Annotated in this window: 21 protein-coding genes and 4 tRNA genes; 18 read left to right on the top strand and 7 right to left on the bottom strand. The window is 46.5% G+C overall.

All coding sequences use genetic code 11. The features are described 5' to 3' along the window. The 3 genes from parE (at position 1) to parC (ending at position 5,354) form a co-directional block, all read left to right on the top strand. The gene (parE, locus tag AC5YB1_RS16580) at positions 1-1,887 is read left to right on the top strand and encodes a DNA topoisomerase IV subunit B (RefSeq protein WP_494520062.1); all 1,887 of its coding nucleotides are present in this window, start codon (positions 1-3) and stop codon (positions 1,885-1,887) included. Between the two features lie 90 nt (positions 1,888-1,977). Further along, on the top strand, positions 1,978-3,087 hold the full coding sequence (locus AC5YB1_RS16575) for a PQQ-dependent sugar dehydrogenase (protein ID WP_494521667.1): 1,110 nt from the start codon (positions 1,978-1,980) through the stop codon (positions 3,085-3,087). After that, positions 3,087-5,354 (top strand): DNA topoisomerase IV subunit A, encoded by a 2,268-nt coding sequence (gene parC / locus AC5YB1_RS16570; protein WP_494520061.1) that lies wholly within the window; start codon positions 3,087-3,089, stop codon positions 5,352-5,354. The genes AC5YB1_RS16575 and parC overlap by 1 nt, the downstream gene beginning before the upstream one ends. A 194-nt stretch (positions 5,355-5,548) precedes the next feature. On the opposite strand, the gene AC5YB1_RS16565 is transcribed toward parC, so the two are convergent. From AC5YB1_RS16565 to rsgA, 7 genes are all read right to left on the bottom strand, one after another. Further along, positions 5,549-5,740 (bottom strand): bacterioferritin-associated ferredoxin, encoded by a 192-nt coding sequence (locus tag AC5YB1_RS16565; protein WP_494520060.1) that lies wholly within the window; start codon positions 5,738-5,740, stop codon positions 5,549-5,551. A 188-nt stretch (positions 5,741-5,928) separates the two neighbouring features. Next, positions 5,929-6,855, bottom strand: coding sequence for a D-2-hydroxyacid dehydrogenase (locus AC5YB1_RS16560; RefSeq protein ID WP_494520059.1), 927 nt, complete (start codon positions 6,853-6,855; stop codon positions 5,929-5,931). A 131-nt stretch (positions 6,856-6,986) separates the two neighbouring features. Continuing rightward, positions 6,987-7,685, bottom strand: a complete 699-nt coding sequence (locus AC5YB1_RS16555; protein WP_494520058.1) for a glycerophosphodiester phosphodiesterase — start codon at positions 7,683-7,685, stop codon at positions 6,987-6,989. Continuing rightward, positions 7,685-10,873, bottom strand: a complete 3,189-nt coding sequence (locus AC5YB1_RS16550; RefSeq protein ID WP_494520057.1) for a mechanosensitive ion channel domain-containing protein — start codon at positions 10,871-10,873, stop codon at positions 7,685-7,687. Before AC5YB1_RS16550 ends, AC5YB1_RS16555 begins: the two co-directional genes overlap by 1 nt. A 142-nt stretch (positions 10,874-11,015) precedes the next feature. Next, complete coding sequence (locus AC5YB1_RS16545; protein WP_494520056.1) at positions 11,016-11,918, bottom strand: DMT family transporter; 903 nt, start codon at positions 11,916-11,918, stop codon at positions 11,016-11,018. 8 nt (positions 11,919-11,926) lie between these two features. After that, positions 11,927-12,787: an archaetidylserine decarboxylase gene (asd, locus tag AC5YB1_RS16540; protein WP_494520055.1), complete on the bottom strand. Its 861-nt coding sequence runs from the start codon at positions 12,785-12,787 to the stop codon at positions 11,927-11,929. Between the two features lie 46 nt (positions 12,788-12,833). Next, positions 12,834-13,889: a small ribosomal subunit biogenesis GTPase RsgA gene (gene rsgA / locus AC5YB1_RS16535; RefSeq protein ID WP_494520054.1), complete on the bottom strand. Its 1,056-nt coding sequence runs from the start codon at positions 13,887-13,889 to the stop codon at positions 12,834-12,836. A gap of 115 nt (positions 13,890-14,004) precedes the next feature. Here rsgA and orn point away from each other — a divergent pair, with 115 nt between their 5' ends. The 15 genes from orn (at position 14,005) to hflC (ending at position 26,239) form a co-directional block, all read left to right on the top strand. Next, a complete protein-coding gene (gene orn, locus AC5YB1_RS16530; RefSeq protein ID WP_494520053.1) occupies positions 14,005-14,550 on the top strand; it encodes an oligoribonuclease in 546 nt (181 codons plus the stop codon). Between the two features lie 104 nt (positions 14,551-14,654). Continuing rightward, a tRNA-Gly gene (locus AC5YB1_RS16525) sits at positions 14,655-14,730 on the top strand. A gap of 47 nt (positions 14,731-14,777) precedes the next feature. Beyond that, a tRNA-Gly gene (locus AC5YB1_RS16520) sits at positions 14,778-14,853 on the top strand. 9 nt (positions 14,854-14,862) lie between these two features. Further along, positions 14,863-14,938, top strand: a tRNA-Gly gene (locus tag AC5YB1_RS16515). A gap of 47 nt (positions 14,939-14,985) precedes the next feature. Then, positions 14,986-15,061 (top strand) — tRNA-Gly (locus AC5YB1_RS16510). Positions 15,062-15,494: 433 nt separating this feature from the next. Next, the gene (locus AC5YB1_RS16505; protein WP_494520052.1) at positions 15,495-15,950 is read left to right on the top strand and encodes a hypothetical protein; all 456 of its coding nucleotides are present in this window, start codon (positions 15,495-15,497) and stop codon (positions 15,948-15,950) included. A 362-nt stretch (positions 15,951-16,312) separates the two neighbouring features. Next, entirely contained in the window at positions 16,313-17,791 is a 1,479-nt protein-coding gene (locus AC5YB1_RS16500) for an NAD(P)H-hydrate dehydratase (protein ID WP_494520051.1), read from the top strand. Between the two features lie 107 nt (positions 17,792-17,898). Further along, a complete protein-coding gene (tsaE, locus tag AC5YB1_RS16495) occupies positions 17,899-18,372 on the top strand; it encodes a tRNA (adenosine(37)-N6)-threonylcarbamoyltransferase complex ATPase subunit type 1 TsaE (protein WP_494520050.1) in 474 nt (157 codons plus the stop codon). Continuing rightward, the gene (locus AC5YB1_RS16490) at positions 18,359-19,678 is read left to right on the top strand and encodes an N-acetylmuramoyl-L-alanine amidase (protein WP_494520049.1); all 1,320 of its coding nucleotides are present in this window, start codon (positions 18,359-18,361) and stop codon (positions 19,676-19,678) included. Before tsaE ends, AC5YB1_RS16490 begins: the two co-directional genes overlap by 14 nt. An 11-nt stretch (positions 19,679-19,689) precedes the next feature. Continuing rightward, a complete protein-coding gene (gene mutL, locus AC5YB1_RS16485; protein WP_494520048.1) occupies positions 19,690-21,564 on the top strand; it encodes a DNA mismatch repair endonuclease MutL in 1,875 nt (624 codons plus the stop codon). Positions 21,565-21,592: 28 nt separating this feature from the next. Continuing rightward, positions 21,593-22,483 (top strand): tRNA (adenosine(37)-N6)-dimethylallyltransferase MiaA, encoded by an 891-nt coding sequence (gene miaA / locus AC5YB1_RS16480; protein WP_494521666.1) that lies wholly within the window; start codon positions 21,593-21,595, stop codon positions 22,481-22,483. A gap of 93 nt (positions 22,484-22,576) precedes the next feature. Continuing rightward, the gene (gene hfq, locus AC5YB1_RS16475) at positions 22,577-22,855 is read left to right on the top strand and encodes an RNA chaperone Hfq (RefSeq protein WP_494520047.1); all 279 of its coding nucleotides are present in this window, start codon (positions 22,577-22,579) and stop codon (positions 22,853-22,855) included. A gap of 20 nt (positions 22,856-22,875) precedes the next feature. Then, positions 22,876-24,174 (top strand): ribosome rescue GTPase HflX, encoded by a 1,299-nt coding sequence (gene hflX, locus AC5YB1_RS16470; RefSeq protein ID WP_494520046.1) that lies wholly within the window; start codon positions 22,876-22,878, stop codon positions 24,172-24,174. Between the two features lie 41 nt (positions 24,175-24,215). Beyond that, positions 24,216-25,358, top strand: a complete 1,143-nt coding sequence (gene hflK / locus AC5YB1_RS16465; protein ID WP_494520045.1) for an FtsH protease activity modulator HflK — start codon at positions 24,216-24,218, stop codon at positions 25,356-25,358. Between the two features lie 2 nt (positions 25,359-25,360). Beyond that, positions 25,361-26,239: a protease modulator HflC gene (gene hflC / locus AC5YB1_RS16460; RefSeq protein ID WP_494520044.1), complete on the top strand. Its 879-nt coding sequence runs from the start codon at positions 25,361-25,363 to the stop codon at positions 26,237-26,239. The last annotated feature ends 252 nt before the right edge of the window (positions 26,240-26,491 follow it).

Below are 26,491 nucleotides of genomic sequence, written 5' to 3'. Positions count from 1 at the left end.
ATGACAAATCAATACACCTCAGATGCAATTGAAGTACTTAATGGACTCGACCCTGTTAAGCGTAGACCCGGCATGTATACCGACACCACCCGTCCGAACCATTTAGGACAAGAGGTGATCGATAACAGTGTGGATGAGGCGCTGGCAGGACACGCAACTAAAATTGACGTGATCCTTCATAAAGATAACTCGCTGGAAGTGATTGACGATGGTCGTGGTATGCCCGTTGATATTCATCCAGAAGAGGGGATTTCTGGGGTCGAATTGATCTTAACTAAACTGCATGCCGGCGGTAAGTTTTCTAACGATAACTACCAGTTTTCAGGCGGCTTGCACGGGGTGGGTATCTCGGTGGTTAACGCCTTGTCTGATCGCGTGGAAATCAGCGTGAGACGTGGCGGTGAAGTCTATGAAATGGCGTTCCAGAATGGTGATAAGGTTGAAGATCTTAAGGTCACAGGCACCTGCGGTAGACGCAATACGGGCACCCGGGTGCATTTTTGGCCTACCGCCAGCTATTTTGATTCAGTTAATTTCTCTATTCCTAAACTGGTTTATTTGCTGCGCGCCAAAGCGGTATTGTGCCCTGGACTGCGAATTAAATTCACCAATAAACAAACTGGTGAAAGCGAAGAGTGGTTTTATGAAAGCGGCCTAACCGATTATCTGCAAGCCTCGATTAACGGAGCAGAGACCTTACCCAAAGAGCCGTTTATCGGCACTATGACAGGCAATACCGAAGCGGTTGATTGGGCGATAACTTGGTTGCCAGAAGGCGGTGATTACCTTAACGAAAGCTATGTTAACCTTATTCCGACCCCGCTAGGTGGCACCCATGTCAATGGATTTAGGCAAGGCTTGCTTGACTCTATGCGCGAGTTTTGTGAGTTCCGAAATCTGATCCCGCGCGGTATCAAGCTCTCGCCCGAAGATATTTGGGACCGCAGTAGTTATATCTTGTCGATTAAGATGCAGGATCCGCAATTTGCAGGACAGACTAAAGAGAAACTCTCCAGCCGCCAGAGCGCTGCATTTGTCTCTGGTATTGTGCGTGATGCCTTTAGTTTATGGCTTAATACCAATACAGAGCAGGCCGAAGCCTTGGCCGATATGTGCATTAATAATGCGCAGAAACGCTTAAAAGCAGCCAAGAAAGTGGCGCGTAAAAAAGTGACCTCGGGCCCAGCCCTACCCGGGAAGCTAACCGATTGTAGCGGCCAAGATCCTATGCGTGGCGAGCTATTTTTAGTCGAGGGTGACTCGGCAGGCGGCAGTGCTAAACAGGCAAGAGACCGTGAGTTTCAAGCCATCATGCCCTTGCGCGGTAAGATTTTAAATACCTGGGAAGTGGACGCATCGCAGGTATTGGCCTCGCAAGAGGTGCACGATATTTCAGTGGCGATAGGCTGCGATCCTGACAGTAATGATATTGCTGAGCTGCGTTACGGCAAAATTTGTATTCTGGCCGATGCTGACTCCGACGGACTGCATATTGCGACCTTACTATGTGCACTGTTTATGAAGCATTACAAAGTATTGGTAGAGAAAGGCCATATCTATGTGGCGATGCCGCCGCTGTTTCGTATCGATGTGGGTAAAGAGGTGTTTTATGCCCTTGATGAGGCGGAAAAGCAGGGCATTTTAGATCGCATCGCCGCTGAGAAAAAGAAAGGCAAAGTACAGGTGACTCGCTTTAAAGGTTTGGGCGAGATGAATCCGCTGCAACTGCGCGAAACTACAATGGATCCCAATACGCGCCGTTTAGTGCAGTTAACTATTGATGAAGCCGATGATACGATGGCTCTGATGGATATGTTGTTAGCGAAGAAACGCTCAGGCGATCGTAAAGCCTGGCTGGAGACCAAAGGGGATATGGCTCAGCTATAACCTATATGATTCAAGGATGAATAAGTAGATGAACTTAAGATAATGAAAAATAAATCAATAAAAACTTTATCTTTTAAGTTGTTTATAGCCATGGTCACCATGGCTATGGCAACAGCGGTCAATGCCGAGCGGCAATCGATTATGATCACGGTCGCCAAAGGATTTGGGCTCTCTTTGTATGCTTCCGATCTGGGCGATGCTAAGCAGATGGCCATGGGCGACAATGGTACCCTATTTGTCGGCTCCTATAAGGCGGGGGCAATCCATGCATTGGTGGACAGTAATGCCGATGGTCGAGTCGATAAACGCTATATCGTCGCCAAGGATCTACATCATCCAGAAGCACTCGCTTTTCATGATGGCGATCTTTACGTGGCCGAAGGCTCGCGGATTATCCGTTATGCGGATATCGAAAATCGCATGCGTCGTCCTAATCGTGGTAAAGAGGTGTATAACCGCTTACCAGGCAAAACCAACAAGAGTCGCCGCGCGATGCGCTTTGGTCCTGATGGCCGCTTATATGTTGCTATTGGGGCCCCCTGTAATGTGTGCGAGGCTCCTGCGCCGTTTGGCAGTATCATCGCCATCGATGTCAACAGCGGCAGCAGCCAACAGGTGGCCACAGGTTTACGTAATGTGACCGGTTTTGATTGGGCACCAGATGATAATAAATTATGGTTTGCCGACATAGGTCGAGACTGGATGGGGGATCGATTACCCCCGGATGAGATCAATCGCGTTGATACCGTTGGTAGTCATTACGGGTTTCCCTATATTCATGCTACCGACGTCGAGGAACCCGCTTATGAAAAACCTAAGGGGTTAAAAGTGATCGCTCCGGTGTTTGAGTTACCCGCCCACGTTGCGCCCATGGGGTTGCAATTTTATCGTGGTCAGCAGTTTCCGGCCAAATACCATGAGCAGATGTTTGTTGCTGAAAATGGCTCGTGGAATCGGTCGAGTAAAATCGGTTACCAGGTCACTATGCTGACGCTCGCGGGCGATAAGATAGTTGAGCGGCAAACCGTGGTGAGTTTTCTAGATGGTGAATTCCCGGTCGCTAGACCTTACGGGCTGCTGTCGGCTCCCGATGGCACTATCTATATTTCTGATGATTTTAAAGGCAATGTTTATCGACTGTTTTATAAAGATGACGGCGTCAATGAGAGTGAACCGAGTGAACAACAGGATCCAAATTAATGAGTGATGCGATAGATTTGAGCCTCGATGGTGTCGAGCAGATGCCACTGAGGCGTTTTACAGAAGAAGCTTATCTCAATTACTCCATGTACGTCATCATGGACCGTGCATTACCGCATATCGGTGACGGCTTGAAGCCAGTGCAGCGGCGTATTATCTACGCCATGAGTGAGCTAGGTTTATCGGCGCAGTCTAAGCATAAAAAATCGGCTCGTACCGTCGGTGACGTATTGGGTAAATACCATCCTCATGGTGATAGTGCCTGTTATGAAGCCATGGTGTTGATGGCTCAGCCATTCTCTTATCGTTATCCGCTGGTTGACGGACAAGGTAACTGGGGGGCACCCGATGATCCTAAATCGTTTGCCGCCATGCGTTATACCGAGGCGCGTTTATCGAAATTCTCAGAAGTGCTACTCACAGAGCTGGGTCACGGCACTGTCGATTGGGGCGTTAACTTCGACGGCACCATGAAAGAGCCGCTGGTGTTACCGGCCCGTTTACCGCATATTTTACTTAATGGGATTACCGGTATTGCGGTGGGGATGGCAACCGATGTGCCACCCCATAACGCACGTGAATTAGTCGATGCTTGTATCGAATTATTGGATAACCCTAAGACCGAACTTGAACGCATTATGGAGCTGGTTCCGGGGCCGGATTATCCGACAGAAGCGGAAATCATCACGCCTAGAGCCGATATCGCTAAAATTTACAGTACTGGTCGTGGCTCGATTAAAGCGCGCGCCGTGTACACTATCGAAGCTGGTGAGATAGTGATCACTGCACTGCCGCATCAAGCCAGTAGCGGTAAGATTTTAGAGCAGATAGCCGCGCAGATGCAGGCCAAGAAGCTGCCGATGGTCGCCGACCTACGTGATGAGTCTGATCATGAAAGTCCGGTGCGCATGGTGGTTGTGCCTCGCTCGAATCGCGTTGATTGCGATCAACTCATGGCGCATCTATTTGCCACGACCGATCTGGAAAAGAACTTTAGGGTCAACTTAAACGTGTTGGGGCTCAACGGCCGTCCGCAAGTTAAAGGGCTTAAGCAGCTCCTAAGCGAATGGTTAGAGTTTAGGATGAGCACCGTCAGACGCCGCCTAGAACATCGGCTCGATAAGGTGCAGGCCAGATTACATATTCTTGATGCCTTGATGATAGCGTTCCTCAATATTGATGAAGTGATTGAGATCATCCGTTATCACGACGATGCGAAAACCGAGCTGATGTCGCGCTTTAGCCTGAGCGAAGACCAAGCTAATGCCATCCTTGATTTAAAACTGCGCCATTTAGCTAAGCTAGAAGAAGTGAAGATTAAGGCGGAGCAAAGCGAGCTCGAAGCCGAACGTGAAAAGCTCGAGCTACTGCTTGGCTCAGAACGTCGTATGAAAACCTTAATCAAAAAAGAGCTTAAGCAAGACGCTGAAACCTATGGTGACGCTCGCCGTTCGCCGCTGGTCGAACGCCAAGAATCTAAAGCTTTAAGCGAGCAAGAGTTAGTCCCAGCCGAAGCGGTGACTGTGGTGTTATCGGAAAAAGGCTGGGTACGTTGTGCCAAGGGCCATGATATCGACCCTACAGCATTATCTTATAAGGCGGGAGACAGTTTCCTCTGCGCCGCCTCAGGGCGCAGCAATAATGCCAGCGTGTTTATTGGTAGTACCGGCAGGGCATTTGCCACCGATACCCATACCTTACCGTCGGCGCGTAGCCAGGGTGAACCATTAACCACGCGCTTCCAATTGTCGCCAGGTGAAACCATTGAGCATGCCTTGATGGGAGAAGATGGGCAATGCTTCCTACTGGCGAGTGATGCAGGTTACGGCTTTATTGCTGACTACAAAGATATGGTGTCGCGTAATAAGGCGGGTAAAGCCCTATTAAGTTTGCCTGCTAATGCCAAAGTACTGCAGCCTAAACGGGTCGATAAGTCTCGTCGTGAGTCGATTTTAGCGATCACTAATGAAGGTCGAATGCTACTGTTTTCAGTAGATGCACTGCCACAACTGTCTAAAGGTAAAGGTAATAAAATCATCGGTATTCCGAGCGAGCGCGCTAAAAATCGTGAAGAGCTGCTGATGCATTTACAGGTGGTGCCCGAAGACACCGCCGTCACCTTGTGGGCGGGGAAGCGTAAGTTGACCTTGAAATCTAGCGATCTTGAGCATTATCGTGGTGAGCGTGGCCGCCGCGGCGCTAAATTACCGCGCGGTTTACAGCGTGTGGATAAAGTTGAGCTCGGCGCCGATGAGCCAGTGCTTTAACCCCTCAGAGCTTTAATATCTGAGTGAGATAACAAATCTTGAGATAACAAAAAGCTGCTTTTAAGCAGCTTTTTTATTGGTCATTTTTTATGTCTAAGGCTTTACTGCATCAGGTTACTAAGGAGTCCTCAATACATAACGCTATGGTTTTAGCTTTGTGGCGTAAGTCTGTCTTAGTATGACTAACGCATCGATTAAGCCACTTCGTAGAAGTTAGGCGCGACATCTAATCTTGCTTGAATAATCTCACTGGCCATGCGGGTACATTTACCGCATTGGCTGCCAACGCCCAAACGTTTTTTAAGATCGGCTAAAGAGGTATCTCCCTGATCGACAGCTTGTTTAATCTGAGTATCGGTAATGGCATGGCATAAACAAACGTACATACTAAGGCTCTCTCTATAGTGATGCTTGAGAGTGTAAATGAAAACGATTCTCAGTTCTAATAACTTTAAGTTATAGGTAGTATTTATGCGGCAAGCTTCAGCTATTAAAAACCAGACGCTATTTTAGTCCGTTTTGACAGCTCCCTTGATAGGTGACTAGCGCCAATATAATGCTTAAAGGTAAGTTTTCAATAGCCGCGTTCAAAGTTGACTAAATGGCTGAGCGCTTGCCCCTTGATAAAGTGGTGATAGTTAGCGGCAAAGATTTCCACCACTTGCTCAGGCTGACTCGGTGCTGCAATATGCGGGGTGATGGTGGCATTGCTTAATGACCAGATGGGATGGTTGTCGGGTAACGGCTCTTGATTGAACACATCTAAAATCGCTTGTTGCTTGGGTCGCTGTAGTAGTTGTTGATATAGCGCATCGAGATCGAGTACATCACCTCGACCGAGATTAAATAAAATGGCTTCATCTTTAATCATGCTGAGCATTTGGCTGTCTAAAATGCCTCGGGTATCTGGCGTACTAGGCAGGATCGCGGCAATGGCATCGGCCTGGGCAATATGGCTGGGCAGATTGGCGAGGGTATCGACCTTATCGAATCCAGTCGTTGGTTTGGCACCGCGGTTAATTCCGGTCACCCGCATGCCGAAGTGTTTAGCCGTTTGTGCAATATGTTTGGCAATATTGCCTGTGCCTAAGAGTAATAATGTTTGCCCTTGCAAGGTTTTAAAGCTGCTAGGGCGCCATATTTTATCCGCCTGTTGTGACTGATACTGTTTATGTTGACGTTGATGAGCCAGCAAGTAGCCAAATAGATATTCACTCATTAAAGGGCCAAATATCCCTTTAATGTTAGTGAGTTGGTAATCGCGGCGTAGGCGAGGTTTGACTAAGGGGTCGACACCCGCATAGGTCGATTGCATCCAAGTCAATTGCTGCGCATGGCCCACGAGCGGCGCCGCTAATGGGGGCTCTGCTAACCAAATGTTTGCGCTGAAAATACTGCTAGGATCATCGTCTAGTAGCGTCATTTGTGGGAGGTGACAGGAGTCGAGCAGTTGGCGGTATTTCTGGTTATCACTGGTGAGCAGCAGCAGTTTATGTTGCATAGCAAGTCCCTATTATCATTGGCGTTATCGCGCTTATTGTGGCCATATGGTGAGCAACTCTAGCCTAACACGTTAACTTGGTAGCTTAACCGAGTGGCTTAGATTAGCGCTTAGATTAGTGTATTCGCTTTTCAGCTAAGCTGCTCGATAACTTGCTGACTAATATCAGGATAGTTACTAAAAATCCCATCAACGCCGAGCTTAACTAAATAGGCGATATCTGCCGCATCATCGACGGTATAAACATAAACCTTAGCCCCGCGCTGGTGGGCATCTATCACTATCTCTGGGGTAATAAAGCTCAAGCTGAGGTGCAGCGAATAAGCCTGTAAGTGGCTCACTAAGGCGGCATTATCAAAAGGAATGCCCTCAATAAGCGGCGCCACTAAGACTTGAGGAAACTGCTGTTTGACGCTGGCAACAAAGTGGTGGTTAAAGGAGGAGATCAACAGCTTATCGGCGCTAAAATTTAGCTGGGATAAGATATTAGGGTACAAGCTTAAAAATGGCGCCAGTGAGTTCATCCCCTTAAGCTCAATATTGACGATACAGTCGACGTGTTGCAGATAAACCAGCAACTCCCACAGGGTGGGGATAGGCTCTGCGCCGACGCGTACCGTGGCTAAATAGGCTTGGCTGACTTCTTCTATCAGTCCTGTGCCAGTGCTTTTACCATCGAGGCGCCTATCATGAAATACATACAGTTGGCCTTCGACATTGTGCACGTCAATTTCTATAGCCGTGCTCCCAAGTTGCACTGCTTTTTTTATCGCGGCTAGGGTGTTTTCTGGCGCATAACCGCTAGCCCCTCGGTGAGCGAATACCTGCATTAGTTTCTAATCAACCCTTGAGTTTCTTTGCCTTGGCCACTGTTAATATGCACTTCAAGCTGTGGGTAAGCGAGTTCTAAATCGTTTTCTTTGAGTTTCTTATTCACCTGTTTATGCAGCTTGTGACGCAGCGGCCAACGGGTATTCATGTCTTTTGCATAGGCGCGAATTTCGTAATCTTGGGTGTGTTTACCAAAGCCTGCAAACCACACTTCGGGCTCAGGGATCGCCAGCGCTTCATCGCACTCTTTAACAGCTTGATACAGTGCCGCTTCAACCCGGGCCGGGTCTGAGTCTCGCGCTACCGAGACGTACACAATCACTCGAGTGATAGGATCGGATAATGACCAGTTGATCAGCTGCTCGGTAATAAATGCTTTATTGGGCACAATGATCTCTTTGCGATCCCAATCGACAATGGTGGTGGCGCGGATCTGAATTTTACTGACAGTGCCGGTTAAGTCGCGAATGGTGACCGTATCTCCAATCCGTACTGGCTTTTCGAATAAGATGATAAGACCCGAGATAAAGTTGGCGAAAATTTCTTGTAAGCCAAAACCCAAACCCACCGAGAGGGCAGCCACTAACCACTGCAGCTTGGACCATTCCATCCCTAAGGTGGAAAAGCCACTCAACATACCAAAAAACACCACCAAATAGCGGCTTACCGTGGTAAGGGCGAAACCCGTACCCGGTGTTAGATCTAGCCGCTGGAGGATCATCAGTTCCAGTAGGCCGGGTAAATTAGTGGCAATCATTAATGAAAAGCCCACAATAATCAGTCCCAGCAGTAACGATTTAAGCGTGATAGGCAGCTGCTGAGAGATACCATCGATCACGGTCGAGCTGGTCCAGAGGGTGATGCCATCCAAAAATGAGAAGATGGCACTGTGGGTTTGTGTCCACAGTCCAATTAAGCTGATTAAGAAAGCCAGGGTCAATAACGAACGCACCAAGCCTAATGATTGACTCGAGATGGTTTCTAGATCGACCACTGGCTCTTCGTAGGTGTCGCCTTGTTCATTATTGGCGCTGTCGTCATCTTTTTCTCGTTGGGCCAATATTTCGGCGCGTTTGGCTTTTGCGCGGTGGAAGGCGATCCGCCGGCGCTCAATCAGCATCCAGCGTTTGATCAGTTGATAGAGCAACATAAAGCTCAATGACAAGATCAAGGACAGCTGTAGCTGTAACAACATCTGGAAGGCGGTAAAATAGTAGCCCCTAAAGGCTAATATAGCGCATGCGGGCGGCAGCAATAACAGTACGGCCCAGAGTGTTTTTTGCAGGAGGCGCTTGTTTTTATCATCTTGATGATAACGTCGCTTCTGCTTAGATAGCTGTAAAATATCTTTATAAAACCAAAACAGCATGATGGCAAATAAGATAAAGGCACCACGGCCTAAGCTGTTACGGATCATTGAGGTTTCTAGCACCTCGGTAAAACCCAGCACACCAATGATTGGCATGGTCATCAGAGTGAAGGTGCGCAGCCGTTGCTGCCCCGCATGAATGGTATTGGCATCACCTTTAAAGTGGCCAATTAATACCCCTTTTTCTAACGCAAGCAGATCGGTAAAACGATATAGCAGGTACAAGGCGGTGATAGCTAAGATCCCCATACCAACCGATGATACCAAGTTATGCTGTGAGTAATATAAAATCAGGCCGCCGGTCAATAATGGTAAGGGTTTGATGGCGCTATAACATAGCGAAGTAAAAAGCGCGGCTATGGTGTAGGCAAACTTATCTTGGGTTACGTTACCGACAAATGCGGCATTGTGGGCCATGGCTTTATTAAAGCTTGGGGTGACTAGGTCCTGAAGCACTAGGCATAAGACAAATAAGATTATCCACCAAGACCACAGCGTACTTTGTTCCTTAAAGGAGTCGGTAATTTGGTACCAGGGAGCTTGGGTTAGCAGCCATTGGCTACTTTGCAGCAGATCACTAAACCAGAATCGGTCAATACTATTGGCGTTAGCAACCCAGAACAGATGTTCGTTGAGGGTTGTTTTAAGATTTTTGTATTGTTGATTGAGTTGCTCATAGAGCACCCGCAGTTCGGCTAACTCGCCGATATACAAATCGTAGTTTTCCAGTAGTTGTTGTTGCAATTTATACTGTGATTGCAACAATTTAGTTTGCAATGGTGTGTGATCGCTCGCCCCGTTGTTGAGATTGGCATGCAAGGTGAGATCTTGCTCTATTTGATAGCGTTCAAGACGTGCGTTGGCGATATCATTGCTGATCTTGTCTTGATTAGGTGGTTTAGGCAGTGACGATAAAATGCGCAAAAAACGCTCACCAAACGCCGAATTCAGTTTGACTAAGCCTATCTGCTGCTGAATATTACTCAACTGCTTGGCTTGCATTTGATATTGGGTTTCGGCTTCTTCTTGTTTGGTGGCCACTTCGCTCATTTGGTAAGTGAGTTGTTGTAGCTGTTCGCCGTAGGCTTGGTTTTGTTCATTAAGTGCTAGCGCAAGTGCATCATCGGTTGCCGAGGTTTCAATTTGGCTGGCCGCTATGGTGGCGGCAGTGGTTTTATGGCGTTGCACTGAAATCGCCGCATTTAGCTTTTCGATCAGCTGTTCTTGCTGGATCAATTGGCGGCGCACTAAGGTTAACTGTTGTTGAGTGAGGGCGATCTGTTTTTGGCTGCTGGCAAGCTCTGATTCCAGTGTCGACAATGTCTGGCGGTAGAGCCGCCCTTGGGCTTCGGTTATGTCGGTTTCGTTACTACTACTGGTGCGAGTGTGCTGCGCTAGCGTGCTATTGGCCTGCGTAATAATGGTGGGCAGTTGATGCTGTCGTTTGATCAGTTCGTTAATTTGTTGCCCTAGGCTGGCTTCAATCTCTTTTAGTTCAGATAGGCGAAGGTAAGCCATGGAGGCTTGTTGGCTTAAATCTTGTTGTGGTTGCCAACTTAACGGCTTAGATGCCTGCTCTATTTGTTTGCTGATATCATTTTTTTTGTTTTGATATTGATGCTGCAGCGCCTCGAAATTACTTTGTAGTTCGCGCTGCTCATTGATCTGTTGTTCCAGTAAAGCCAGTTGCTCTTCGGGGGTTTTCGTTATGGTATTTGTGCTTTGGCCTATCCCTAAGTGTTTGTTAAGAGATAGCGGTGAGTTAGCAGTGGCTGCAAAAGAAAGAACACATAGAAAAATGAGTAAAATACGAGACATAATCTGCTTTTTATTGGCATTAATACATGGATAGACCGCTATATAGTACCAATATAGATAGAAAATGATATTGATGGATCGGTTAATTTGAACTGAATCGCGACAGGGCTGCTTGATCTGTGGTTATTGCCAATCACCTTGACTATGTCGAGGCGGTCTCTGATCGTTTTTGGGCCCGCTGACTTTTATGGCTCTGTTGCGTTTCATAGATGGCGGTTACCACCACCAGCGCGCCGCCAATCACCGTATTCAGAGCTAACTCTTCCCCTAATAGCCACAGTGCTAATAGCGCACCATATAAGGGTTGCAAGCAGGAAACTAAGCTGACGGTTTTGGCGCTAAGTTGACGTAGTGCCGATGTAAATAACGCATGCGGCGCGGCGGTAAATACCACGCCGAGTAGGATAATCAAGCCCCAAACTGAGTGGTTGATGGTGCTGATATTGACTTGATGCCAAGGCATTAAAAACACAACGGCCACGGCGGTTTGATACAGCATGGCTTGTGCGCCGCTATATTCAGCAAAGTAACGCTTGTGGAGTAAATTACGAGCAGTAAACAGCATGGCTGAGAGTATGCCCAAAATGATCCCCAAGGTGACATCGTTACCGAGTGTGGCTTCGGGGATCAATAAACTGACGCCACAGAGCACACTAATACCGCTTAGTAAGTCGGTGCGTTTGAGGCGGCTTGCGTTAAACAGTGGCTCAATTAATACCGTCATCACTGGATAGGTAAAAAAGGCAATCATCCCTATGGCCACAGATGAGAGCTGCATAGAGGCGAAATAGGTGACCCAATGCAGGCTCACGATAACCCCAAGCCCAATTGCTATCAGGTAATCTTTGTGAGCGTTGAGACGAAGGCGGCAACCACTGCTTTTAACAATAAGCGCTAAAATGAGGGCGGCAACAGCGCAGCGCAGCAAGGTAATATCGAGTGCACTCAGTGGGATTAATTTAGAAAACAGTGCCGTCCCACCAAAGAGTAAGACGGCAATATGCAGCTCGATTAATCCGTGATGGCTGCTAGCGTTCGGCTTCAATGTCGCAGTTAGTCTATTTCGGCAAAAGCTTGACCCATGCGCGTGACCGCTTTGGGTTTAACACCGTCGGCAAACTCTTCAATGGCATCTTTAGCAAACAACATCACCACAGTACTGCCTAGCTTAAAGCGACCCATTTCCTCACCTTTGTCTAAGGTTAAGGCTTCCGGCCCTTCAGTTGGGTAGTCCCAGGTGAAGACTTTTTTACCCGTTGGCGGGGTGACTGTGCCAGCCCAGACAGTTTCGATGCTGGCGACAATGGTTGCGCCAACAAGCACCATAGCAATAGGGCCTATTTCGGTTTCAAACATCGCCACGACGCGCTCGTTTCGAGCAAATAGCCCAGGTACGTTTTCAGCCGTTAATGGATTGACCGAAAACAGTTCACCAGGGACATAGGTCATCTTAGATAAGGTGCCTTTTATTGGCATATGAATGCGGTGGTAATCTTTAGGCGCTAGATAAATGGTGGCAAAATCGCCTCCTTCAAAGCGCTTTGCATCATCGACTTGATTGCCTAATAAGGCTAAAGCAGAGTAGTCATGGCCTTTAGCCTGAAAGATGCGTCCCGATTTGATAGGGCCACATTGACTGACGGCGCCGTCGACAGGATGGACGATATAATCGTCATCATCACATAAAGGACGAATTCCCGGTTTTAATGCGCGGGTAAAAAATGCGTTAAAGCTGGCATAAGCCTCTGGTTCACTTTGGGCGGCTTCGCTCATATCAATTTTGTACTGCTTGATGAACCACTTAATTACGCTAGTGGTGACCATACCTAGCTCTGCTGCCGCTAACTTACCAACCAGGCGTGAGAGAAGGTGTTTTGGCATCATGTATTGCAAGGCAATTTTCAGTTTGTCCACGTTAGTTATCCTTAAAATCCAATATGGCTATGTTGCTGGCAGTTGGTTAGTCGCTGTCATTTCTAAAATGACGAGCATGGCGCTGCTCATCGAGGCTGTCTATGATGCGATGATAGTTGTTGTACCTATCTTCGAATATTTTGCCTTCGTTAAACGCAGCGGTAATGGCACAACCTGGATCGTTTTTATGTTTACAATCCCTAAACTTACAGGTGCCAATATAGTCTCTAAATTCGATAAAACACCAGCCGACACGTTCTGGAGGCAGATGCCACAAAGCGAATTCGCGCACGCCAGGTGAGTCCACTAGGTCACCGCCGCTGGGGAAGTGCAGTAATTTAGCCGTGGTGGTGGTGTGTTGACCTAGGCCTGAGTTTTCAGACACATCGCCAGTGAGTAATTCGGCGTCGGGTAATAGCGCATTGATTAATGATGATTTTCCAACGCCTGATTGGCCGACAAACACACTCACTTTATCTTTAAGCAGCGCTTTTATGGTGTCGACCCCTTCGCCTTCGATGCTGCTGACTTTATACACAGGGTAACCAATTTCTTGGTAGCGACGTAAAGCCGCTTCAACTTGGGGGGCTTCCTCTGCACTAAGTAGGTCAATTTTATTGAGGATAATGACAGGCGCTATGCCTGTGTCTTCAGCGGCCACGAGGTAACGGTCGATAATTTGGGTGGTAAAACTTGGTACTACCGATGAGACAATCAATATTTGGTCAATATTGGCGGCAATAATTTTGATGCCATCGTACATGTCAGGTCGAGACAATGATGAGTGCCTTGGGTGCACCGCTTCGACAACGCCGGCAATGGTCGCTGTGGTTTCAACAGTAAGGCGGACAATCACTTTATCGCCAGTGACTAAGCTTTGAATATTTCTGCGTATGTTACAGCGGACCAATTGGCCATCTTCGGTTTCAATGTCAGCATGTTGACCAAAACGAGAGATGACGGTGCCGAGCAACTCGGGCCCAAGTGAACTATCTTGTAGTTCTGGTGCGGCGTCACCAGCCTCTTTGCGCTGCAAACGTTTTTCGTGGTTAGCACGCATACGGCGGCGCTGGCCTTGACTTAAAGGTTTCTTTTTACTCACAGTGTAATCATCGTCAAAATTAAGGTTATTTTGTGTTGTCTAAAGAAAGCAGTATGATACACGGTCTTAAACAAAAAAGCCTGAATTTAGGCAAACGTAATAATAAGGCAGAGACATGGCTGCAGATGAAAGTAATCTGATTTGGGTTGATCTAGAGATGACGGGGTTAGAGCCTAGTGTCGATAGAATCATTGAGATAGCGACTATTGTGACTGATAAGGAGCTAAATATTCTGGCAGAGGGCCCTGTGATTGCGATCCATCAGTCAGATGAAGTGTTGGCAGGCATGGATGATTGGAATCAGAAACATCATGGTGAATCTGGCTTAATTGAACGGGTTAAAGCAAGCCGCATCAATGAAGCGCAAGCAATTGAACAAACGATTGCATTTTTAGCGTTACATGTACCCAAAGGCGTGTCACCCATGTGCGGCAATAGTATTGGTCAAGATAGACGCTTTTTGAACCGTTATATGCCAACACTTGAGGCTTACTTTCATTATCGTAATATTGATGTGAGTACAGTAAAAGAGTTGGTTCGTCGCTGGAAGCCTGAAGTAATGGATGGCTTTACTAAGCGTGGCACCCATCAAGCCTTGGTCGATATTCAAGAATCTATTGCTGAATTACAGTTTTATCGTGATAAAGTATTTAAAATTTAATCAATCAGTATAAATTTTTAAAGCAAGGGGTTGCAGCGGGGCGAAATTCTCCTATAATGCGGCCTCAACTTTCAGCTAGCGGCTCACGTTAGCAGGATTGAAACGCGACATTAGCTCAGTTGGTAGAGCGATACCTTGCCAAGGTATAGGTCATCGGTTCGAACCCGATATGTCGCTCCAAATTACAATTTATAGCGTCACCAAATGCTATAGATAAAAAGATTTATGCGACATTAGCTCAGTTGGTAGAGCGATACCTTGCCAAGGTATAGGTCATCGGTTCGAACCCGATATGTCGCTCCAAATTTGATTGCGACATTAGCTCAGTTGGTAGAGCGATACCTTGCCAAGGTATAGGTCATCGGTTCGAACCCGATATGTCGCTCCAAATTACAATTTATAGCGTCACCAAATGCTATAGATAAAAAGATTTATGCGACATTAGCTCAGTTGGTAGAGCGATACCTTGCCAAGGTATAGGTCATCGGTTCGAACCCGATATGTCGCTCCAATCTCCTTTTCGTTTTGTATCCCTCCCGCTAAACTTGCTTGCAATTTTAGAACAGTTGACTCTAATTTATCAGAGAAACAGTGCTATACTTTACCTAAGGTCTATGTCATCGGTTGCTTGTTTCGAAGCCGATATGTCGCTCCAATTTTTCTTTCGCTTTTATTATTTCTCTCCTCCTTAAACTTGTTAGCGCCAGAAATCGCTGCAATCGTATGCTACAAGTTTGTTCTTGGTTCATGCTAAATGTCTTGTATCAGTTAATTTGGTCTTGGGCGATTGCCGCTTAATTTCTTTAACGAAACCTAATGTAAATATGGTTGAACTGTGCAAACTATGACCTTGTTCAAAAAAAAATTCGCAAAATACTTCATAATGAAATCGAATCGATATTGACGCCTAGTCAAATGGCTTGGCTTGGATGGGAGAGGGTAAGATGAGATTTCAGCAGCTTAATGAACAATTGGAGTATATCTCTAAGTGTCGCTTAGAAATGGCTCGACTATATGGTCGTTTACACAGTGCAGTTGATTCATCTCGCGTCAAGTTGATGCTTGAGTACTTACAGCAGCATGAAAAAGAGATGTCACTGAAGATAGATGATTATATCGAAGAGGCCCCCTCTAAATTATTAGAACTTTGGTACAACGATATTGTGTTTGAAGACTTCATCAAACGCTGCCAAGAGGTGGTTCCTAAAGCCAATATGAATGAAGAAGATTTATTAGAGCTGCATTTAGATTTGGATAACCGTCTGATTGGACTGCTGCAGAAAACGGCCGACTCATCTGTGCCTGGTGATGTCAAAAATGCGATGAGCGAGCTGGTACGAGTAAAGAAAATTCAACAGCAGCGTTTAGTGCATAGCTGCATTCGTATGGATGATATCTAAAGTATGTCGATAACTTAGTCGCTTAACAGGCTTAAGTTACTGAGTTATCTGTTGCTGGGAGCTACGCCCAGCATCTATTGCTACCAGCTTGAACCGCGCTAACCGTTTCTATCTTGCGCGTTTTCCCTTCTTTATTGCCCAAGGTCACCACATTGTTTTACCCCCCGCCCCGCAGAATGCCAACCTTTACCTAAAGCTCAGGCTTAAGTCGTACTATCTGGCTCATTTTTTTGTGCAAGATCAAACTTATCTCAATAATTACGGTAAGTCGTGAATCTAATGACAAACAAGCTATCTAACATCGAATATGCTAAGCCTTATCTACCGCATATGATGTTTTATTAACTTTTAGGAGTCTTTCCATGTTGTTTTGTGATGCACAACTTCCGCAAACATTATATTCGGCACAAATGGTGAGAGAGGCTGAGGCCCATTTTATCAATTCAGGTGAAATATCGTTATTAGGGTTAATTGATCGCGCAGGGCAGGCGGCCTTTGCATTATTGCAGCAGCAAAATAAGTTAACTAGCCAGATTTTGGTATTAGCGGGATATGGCAACAATGGGGCTGATGCTTATATCTGTGCCACGCTTCTGCTTGAAGCTGGCTGCCAAGTAAAATTGTATGCCCTTGAAAAAGAACCTGTTGGCGAAGGCGTGAGTTATGCCAAAGCGGCGTTTCTGGCGGCAGGCGGTCACCTAGAGCAAGATTGGCAGCAAGGGTTATTAGCGGCTGATGTGGTGATTGATGGTTTACTCGGTACCGGCTTTCACGGCGAGCTCAATGAGACGTTTACGGCCATTATTACCACTGTCAATCAGCAGCCTTCTTGGGTGTTATCCATCGATGTGCCTTCGGGAATTAATGCCGACACGGGGGCTGGGCAGCTGGCGGTTAAAGCGGATGTGACATTGACCATGGGAGCCGTAAAGCAAGGGCTTGTTACCGGCAAGGCTCGAGATTGCGTCGGTTATTTATGGTTTGCCGATATTGGATTAACCCCACACCTTCCTCCGTCTAATGTCATTAATATTGCGCACCGAGTCACCGACTTAGGCATGCCCACTCGGGCGAAAAATAGTCATAAAGGCTCTTGTGGTAAGGTCACTGTGATCGGGGGGGATATCGGTATGGCCGGTGCGCCAAGGCTGGCTGGCGAAAGCTGTTTACGCGCCGGTGCAGGTCTTGTTGCCGTGGTTTCCAGGCCGCAGCATCTCCCTATTATCAATGCTGGGCGACCAGAGTTGATGTTTTGGGGGTGTGAGTTGGTTGATATGGAGGTGTATCAACGATTGGGGTGGGCCGATGTATTATTAATAGGGCCAGGCCTTGGCAAGCATGACTGGGGATACAATTTACTCAAAGCCACTGGATTAAGCGATAAGCCATGCGTTATGGATGCCGATGCGCTTAATCTATTGGCACTTGAGCCCAATAAGCAGCGCCATTGGGTGTTAACGCCTCACAGTGGCGAAGCGGCAAGGCTACTGGGGCTCAGTATTGAAGAGGTTGAACAAGACCGCTTTGCTGCAGCTTACGCCTTGCAAGCCAAGTATGGTGGCGTTGTGGTATTGAAAGGCGCGGGCACACTTATTTACGATGGCACTCGTTGCCATGTTGCCCCAGTGGGTAACCCTGGATTAGCCAGTGGTGGCAGTGGTGATGTATTAGGGGGCATAATTGCGGCGCTAATGGCGCAAGGAATGTCCAATATGGATGCGGCCAGCGCGGGTGTTGTGGTGCATGGCGTCGCTGCAGATATGGCGGCTAAAGAGGGTGAGCGTGGTATGTTGGCTTGCGATCTGTTTCCGCATATCCGTGCGCTAGTGGACAAGATTTAAAACCATCAGATTAAAAACAGCTAATGTTTGTTTAGATAGAATTCAGTTTGGGTTAAAGTATCTGGTTATAATCAGTTTGCTCCAATTTAGGTTACGACAAATATAACATGACGCCAGTGACAGTTTATCTTGAAAACGAGTTTGACACAGTGAGCTTAGGGCAGCAGTTAGCTCAAGCGATCACGCCTCCGTTAACCATCTATTTGAGTGGTGAATTAGGCGCTGGAAAAACGACCTTTAGTCGTGGTTTGATCCAAAGTTTAGGTCATCAAGGGGCGGTTAAGAGCCCAACTTATACGTTAGTTGAACCCTATGAACTGAATGGTATTGAAGTTTATCATTTTGATTTATATCGTCTCAGTGACCCTGAGGAGTTGGAGTTTATGGGGATTAGGGATTATTTTGCCGATAATAGTTTATGCATTGTAGAGTGGCCCGATAAAGGGGCTGGTATATTGCCCGAAGCCGATCTATTTATCGATATAAAATACCTTGATCAAGGCCGAGAGGTTACCTTAAGTGCAAATAAGCCTGCTGGGCAATTACTGCTAGACAGTTTACCTCATAATGATAACAACTGATTCGATAATAAAGCGTGTATTGCTGCTGTTGCTGTTGTGTGTTCCAGCAATGGCTCACAGCGCGAATAGGTTAGATGGTGTGCGAATTTGGGCCGCGCCGAAATCGACGCGGGTAGTTTTTGACCTACGTCAGCCGCCGCAATATAGCCACTTTACTTTGACGAGTCCTTATCGACTGGTGGTCGATCTCAGTGGTACCTCGACCGCGATGGATCTTCGCAAGATCGAGAATAATAGTAAGCTAGTCAAAAAGGTGCGCATTAGTAAGCCTCCAAAAAAAGGCACGCTTAGACTCGTCATCGATTTAGTTAAGCCTGTTAAAGCTAATTTATTTGCTTTACCCCCAACAGCGCCGTACGGCAATCGTTTAGTTGTCGATCTTGAAGACGGTGGGGCAGAACAGCAAATCGTTAAAGCCAAGCCCGTGTCTGAATTAAGGGATGTGATCGTCGCGATTGATGCAGGTCATGGTGGTGATGATCCCGGGTCAATCGGCCCTAAAGGGACCTATGAGAAAAAAGTGGTGTTGCAGATTGCTAAAAAGGTGGAAGCGAAAATCAATGCCACCCCAGGCATGAAGGCCGTCATGACCCGTTCTGGTGACTATTTTGTTAACCTCAATAAGCGCTCAGAAATTGCACGTACCAGTAAAGCCGATCTGTTAGTGTCAATCCATGCTGATGCATTTACTTCGCCTCAGCCACACGGTGCCTCGGTTTGGGTGCTATCAATGCGACGGGCTAACAGTGAGATCGGTCGTTGGCTGGAACAAAAAGAGAAGCATTCAGAACTGCTCGGCGGTGCGGGTGAGATCATTCAAAATGCCGATAATGAACAGTATCTAGCCATGACTTTACTCGACATGTCGATGGACCGTTCTATGGCCATTAGCCATAATATTGCCGGTGATGTATTACTCAATTTAGGCAAAGTCACTAAATTACATAAGCACCAGCCAGAAGCGGCCAGTTTTGCGGTATTAAAGTCTCCCGACATTCCCTCTATTTTGGTTGAGACAGGCTTTATCTCTAACCATAAAGAGGAGCGTTTACTGACACAGCGCGAGCATCAAAACAATATTGCTAATGCGGTACATAAGGGCGTATTACGCTACTTTGAAACCAACCCGCCCGCCAATACCCTTCTGGCTAATCGTAGTACTTTGAGCCATAAGGTCGAAAGAGGTGAGTCGTTATCGGTTATTGCTCATCGTTATCAAGTGTCGGTAAGCAGTATTAAAAAGGCCAATAACCTTAAATCAAACACAGTTCGTATTGGCCAGAAGCTGGTCATTCCCCGCGCTTAATAGGAGTCAAAATGACCATTAAAATTTTGCCTCCTCAGCTGGCTAACCAGATTGCCGCTGGCGAGGTTGTTGAGCGTCCCGCATCGGTTATCAAAGAGTTGGTTGAAAACAGCCTAGATGCTGGCGCCAGCAAAATCGATATCGAAATCGATAAAGGCGGCAGTAAGCTGATTAAGATCCAAGATAACGGATCAGGGATCGAAAAAGATCAACTCGGCTTGGCGCTGTCGCGTCATGCGACCTCTAAATTGGCTTCTTTGGATGATCTCGATGCTATTTTAAGCTTTGGTTTTCGTGGCGAAGCACTTGCCAGTATTAGTTCGGTATCGCGTTTAACCTTCACTTCGCGCACTGCTAGCCAAACTGAGGCGTGGCAGGCTTTTGCTGAAGGCTCTGAAATGGCGGTAAAAGTGATCCCCGCCGCACACCCTGTAGGCTCTACGGTAGAAGCGGTCGATCTGTTTTTTAATACCCCTGCTCGTCGTCGTTTTCTAAAAAGCGACAAAACAGAATTTACTCATATTGATGAGTGGCTTAAGCGGATTGCTTTAGTGCGACGTGATATCCATTTTACCCTAAAGCATAATGGTAAAATGGTGCGTAATTATCGTCCGGCGAATACCCAAAATCAGTATCTACAGCGTCTAGCTCAGGTGAGCGGTAAACAATTTGCCGAGCATGCGTTGGCGGTAGATTGCGAGCATAATGGGTTAAAGCTCAGTGGCTATATCCAGTCGCCGCATTTCGAGGTGAGCTCAAGTGATACTCAGTATTTTTATGTTAATGGTCGATTGGTGCGTGATAGGCTGGTTAATCATGCGGTGAGACAAGCGTTTGCTGAGCAATTGCAGAGCGTTCAGGTTGGTTATGTGTTGATGCTTGAGATTGACCCACATCAAGTGGATGTTAACGTGCATCCAGCAAAGCATGAAGTGCGTTTCCATGAAAGTCGCTATGTACATGACTTTATTTTACAAGCCTTACAATCGGCTCTGTCACAGGCTGAGCTGTTGCCGTTGAATGCTTATCAGCCTGGGGGGAATGAGGCTCTAGCGGAGCACACCGAAGAACCATCAGCACAATCATCGCCAGCGGCAAACCGTCCATCGTCGCCGTTTGCTGGGCAGTATGGCGTGTCTGCTCCTGTTTCTTCCCCGATTGAAGAACGTCATGTGCATGAACGAGCTACTTCGGCGTATGGTCAACGGGAATCAGGCTATAGTCAGTCTACTGCTTCTGGGTATCGATCAAGCCATTCAGATCGCTATCAAGCACCAGATTTACCTTCGCAGGTAGCCATTGATAATTATGCGCAGTTGCTTGCGACACCCGATGTAAACAGGTCCACAACTGCACCACCATCGCCTATGCCTTTGGTTTTAGCTGGGCAATACTGGGTAATTGCGCAAGGTGATGCTCTGAAGTTATTGGCGTTTTCGAACGTCGCCGATGCAGTGCTGCGTCAACAGATAGAGCACAAGCTTGCATCAGGGCTCGTGGGGCAACCATTATTGATGCCGGTGTCAATAAAAGCTGACAATGACTGGCTCGATACTCTTGAGCAACGAGAGCAACTTATCAGGAAACTGGGCCTCGAATTAACTATTCGATTGGGGCAGTTGATTATCAAAAAAGTGCCCCCATATCTAAGGCAAAGCAAGTTAGCGGATGTTATCGCTGATTTTTTACAGTGGATTCGCTTTGAAGAGCCAGAAGATGAGGCCATCGTGAATTGGTTAGTTGGCCATGGCCGAGATCACTTTACTTCGGCGTCAGCACTTTGGACTGATTTTTGTCAGTTACCTGAGCCGCAACAGCAACAAATAATATCGAAAGCCAAGGCGTTACCTTGGCAAGAGTGGTTAAGTGAGCAAACGAGTGACTAGCAATAATAAGCCGACAATTTTAACCCTAATGGGACCGACGGCGTCCGGCAAAACTGCGTTAGCTATTGAGCTCGTGGAGCGTCACCAGTGTGAAATAATCTCGGTTGATTCAGCTCTCATCTATCGTGATATGGATATTGGTACCGCTAAGCCCAGTGCTGAAGAGCAACTTCGTGCGCCACACCGATTGATTGATATTCGTGATCCTAGCGAAAGTTACTCAGCCGCCGATTTTCGCCATGATGCGCTTAACGAAATTGAACATATCTTAGCCGCGGGGAAAACACCGTTATTAGTGGGTGGCACCATGCTCTATTTCAAAGCCTTGCTTGAGGGATTATCACCATTGCCAGCGGCGAACAATGAAATTAGAGCCGATATCGCCAAAGAGGCTGAAACACTAGGCTGGCAAGCACTGCATCAGCAATTGCAGCAGATTGATCCCGTGTCAGCGCAGCGTATTCATCCTAACGACCCACAGCGTTTATCGCGGGCATTAGAGGTGTTTCGTATCAGTGGTAAAAGCTTAACCGAATTAACAGAGGTGAAATCCGCCGCATTGCCATACTCAGTTGTGCAATTTGGTATATCCCCAAGCGATCGGAAAGTGTTACATTCAGCCATTGCTACACGCTTTGATACCATGTTAAAGCAAGGGTTCATCGAAGAAGTGCAAGCGCTCAAAGCGCGTGGTGATTTGCATTTAGAACTGCCTTCGATGCGCTGTGTGGGGTACCGTCAAGTATGGCAATACCTCGATGGTGATTACGACTATGATACTATGGTTGAAAAATCCGTAGTTGCGACTAGGCAATTGGCTAAGCGTCAATTAACATGGTTACGCGGCTGGGCCGATTTAAATTGGCTAGAGAGCGGTGATGATGCAAATATAGGTCGACTAATACAATATTGTCGCTAGCTAATTCATTCACTCTATATAATACTAAAACCAAACCCGAAGTTGATGCAGCATTAGGTTTTATTTAATTTTAATAAAAAAGGAAATTATATAATGGCAAAGGGGCAATCTTTACAAGACCCATTTTTGAACGCATTACGTCGTGAACGCGTTCCGGTATCTATCTACCTAGTTAACGGTATCAAGCTTCAAGGACAAGTTGAATCATTTGATCAGTTTGTTATTTTATTGAAGAACACTGTCAGCCAGATGGTATATAAGCACGCTATTTCAACAGTTGTGCCAGCGCGCCCATTTAATGTGAGCAACCATCACAACACCCCTAATCAGACGGGCAGTTACAACGCACCTACAGAAGACAGTGCTGAGTAATTTCCTGAGGAGTTTACTTTTTGTTTGATCGCTATGAAGCGGGAGACGCAGCCGTTCTTGTTCACATCGACTTTGCCGATGAAAGCAGTAGAGAAGATATTACTGAACTTCGTTTGTTAGTTGAGTCCGCAGGAGCCAAAACCGTAGGTGTTATAACGGGAAGTCGTCGCTCTCCAGATCGTAAGTTTTTTGTTGGTTCAGGGAAAGCGGAAGAATTAGCAGCGTTAGTTGCTGCCACTGACGCGAGTGTGGTTATTTTTAATCATCCATTGAGCCCAGCCCAAGAGCGAAATCTTGAGCAGGTGTGTCAGTGCCGTGTATTAGACCGTACAACACTCATCCTCGATATTTTTGCGCAGCGTGCGCGTACGTACGAAGGTAAGTTACAGGTGGAGCTAGCGCAATTGCGCCACATGTCAACGCGCCTCATACGTGGTTGGACCCACCTTGAGAGACAAAAAGGCGGGATTGGCTTACGTGGCCCTGGTGAAACACAGCTTGAAACCGACAGACGTTTGTTGCGTGGACGTATTAAAACAATCAACAAGCGTTTGGAAAAAGTCGACAAGCAGCGAGAGCAGAGTCGACGAGCTCGTCAGCGCAGTGAATTAGCTACCGTATCCTTAGTTGGTTACACTAACGCTGGCAAATCAACATTATTTAATGCACTTACCGTGTCAGATGTTTATGCGGCAGACCAATTGTTTGCTACGCTCGATCCGACCTTAAGAAAGCTAGAGTTACAAGACGGTCCGGTTATTTTAGCCGATACCGTTGGTTTTATTCGGCATCTTCCGCATGATCTTGTCGCTGCTTTCAAAGCGACATTACAAGAAACGCGTGAAGCCGATCTGTTATTACACATAGTCGATTGTTCTGATGACAATATGGGTGATAACTTTGAGCAAGTGCAGTTGGTGCTCAAAGAGATAGGTGCTGATGATATTCCACAATTGGTTGTCTGTAACAAGATAGACCTGTTGGAAGATGTGGGTCCCAAGATCGATTACGATAGTGAAGGGGTTCCTACGCGGGTGTGGGTTTCGGCTCAACAACGCAAAGGCTTGGAATTGCTCGAGGAGGCGATCAACAAAATTGTAGGTCGTGCCGTTTTAGAGCTTACCTTGCAAATACCAGCGACGGCTGGGCATTATCTTGGTCAGTTTTATCGACTGGATGTGATACAGCAGAAAGAGTATGACGATCTGGGGAACTGTATCTTGTCTGTACGTTTATTAGAAGCCGATTGGCATCGATTAACAAAGCAGAGCCAAGGGGAATTGGAAACCTTTATTGTTGAAACAGCAGCAGTAGAGTAGTTTTTAGTAATCTCGTTTATTTCATACCTATGGAGTGCTAAATGGCTTGGAACGAGCCCGGTAACAAGGGTCAAGATCCTTGGGGAAATAAAAATAGCAATGACAAAGGGCCACCAGATCTAGACGAAGTGTTTAAGAATATTTCTAAACGCTTTGGCGGCAAAGGTAATGGCTCTGGCGGTGGATTCAGTACATTAGGATTCGTTATTGTTTTAGGTATCGCCGTGGTGGTGTGGGGACTCTCGGGTTTCTATACCGTTAAAGAAGCTGAAAAAGGGGTTGCGTTACGCTTTGGCCAATATATCGGTCAAGTGGAACCTGGCTTACAGTGGAAAGCGACCTTCATCGATGAAGTGTTTCCGGTAAACGTGAGTAATGTTCGCTCGATCCCTGCATCGGGAAGCATGCTGACAGCTGATGAAAATGTGGTGTTGGTTGAGCTAGATGTGCAATACATTGTAGTCGATGCTTATCGCTATTTGTTCAGCGCTGTCGATGCGAATTCAAGTTTACGTGAAGCTACTGATAGTGCTTTGCGCTATGTGGTCGGTCACAACCGTATGGATGACATTTTGACCACCGGACGTGATCAGATTCGCCGCGATACTTGGGATGAAGTGAACCGTATTATCGAACCGTATAATTTAGGTATCGAAATTCGCGACGTTAACTTTTTGCCTGCACGCCCACCTGAAGAGGTGAAAGATGCCTTTGATGATGCTATTGCAGCGCAAGAGGATGAGCAACGCTTTATCCGTGAAGCTGAGGCGTATTCGCGTGAGATTGAGCCTAAAGCTCGTGGTACCGTACAACGTATGGAACAACAAGCTAACGCATATAAGGAACGTGAAATTCTAGAGGCTCGCGGTAAAGTCGCTCGCTTTGAGAAATTACTTCCAGAGTATCAAGCTTCTCCAGAAGTGACTCGTAATCGTCTTTATATCGATGCGATGTCAAAGGTTTATTCGGGTGCTAACAAAGTATTGGTCGATGCGAAAAGCAGCGGCAATATGATGTATTTGCCTTTGGATAAATTGATGGACCAAAACAAAGCATCTAAGCAACCTCAAGCGGCAGCGCAAGGTTCATCGAATCAGTCTGCTAACAGCGTGGTGGATAATTTAAGTATGCCACTTGACGGGCGTCCTTCTCGTAGCGACCGTACTCGCCAGGGGAGAAACTAATCATGGGTAGATTATCTGTCATTATTATCGCAATCTTGATTGCGACCGGTTTATCTTCACTGCTGGTTGTTAATGAAGGTGAGCGGGCAATTGTATCGCGATTTGGTAAAATTCTTAAAGATGATGGTGTGACAAGGATTTATACGCCGGGTTTACACGTTAAGCTGCCATTGATTGATAAGATTAAGTTTTTAGACTCACGCATCCAGACTATGGACGGCGCAGCAGACCGCTTTGTGACTTCAGAGAAAAAAGACTTAATGGTCGATTCGTATGTCAAGTGGCGTATTTTCGATCATGAGAAATACTATCTTGCTACAAACGGTGGTAACAAGGTTCAGGCAGAATCTTTGTTGCAACGCAAGATTAATAACGATCTTCGTACCGAGTTTGGTCGTCGTACTATCAAAGACATCGTCTCAGGTAGCCGTGATGAGTTACAACAAGATGCATTGAGAAATGCATCTGAAAGTGCTGAAGACTTGGGTATCGAAGTGGTTGATGTGCGTGTCAAGCAGATTAACTTACCCGCTAATGTGAGTTCGAGTATTTATCAGCGTATGCGTGCAGAACGTACCGCGGTAGCGAAAGAGCATCGCGCACAAGGTAAGGAGCAATCTGAGATCATTCGAGCTAAGACCGATGCGAGTGTAGAGATTCAAATTGCTGAAGCTGAGCGTAAAGCCTTATCCGTACGAGGTGAGGGTGACGCTATTGCAGCAAAAATCTATGCAGATGCTTATAACAAAGATCCTGAGTTTTATTCTTTCTTACGTAGTTTGGAAGCATATAAAGCCAGTTTCTCAAACGGTTCAAACGTGATGGTATTAGAGCCAGACAGTGACTTCTTCAAATACATGAAGCGTTCTGACGGCAAATAAGCCATAAAAATAAAAAAGCCCGACGAGTTCGGGCTTTTTTGTACTTATTAAATTCAAACAACTAATTTAGCTTAAGTTGTTAATCTATCGTTAATCAATTTGCTGCTTCATTTTCGCATAATATGTGCTATTTCCCTTGCTATTGCCCCTATAGATTGATTGTTTTGCAAACAGAGTTAACTTTGTTCGCTGTTTTACTATGATCTGCTTCTAATTTTTGGCTATAATGAGCCCCGCCTCAAATTTGATTTT

This window comes from Shewanella sp. 433 (assembly GCF_059338565.1).
The sequence above is the reverse complement of the archived record's forward strand: the minus strand, read 5'-3'. Positions and strand labels throughout refer to the sequence as shown.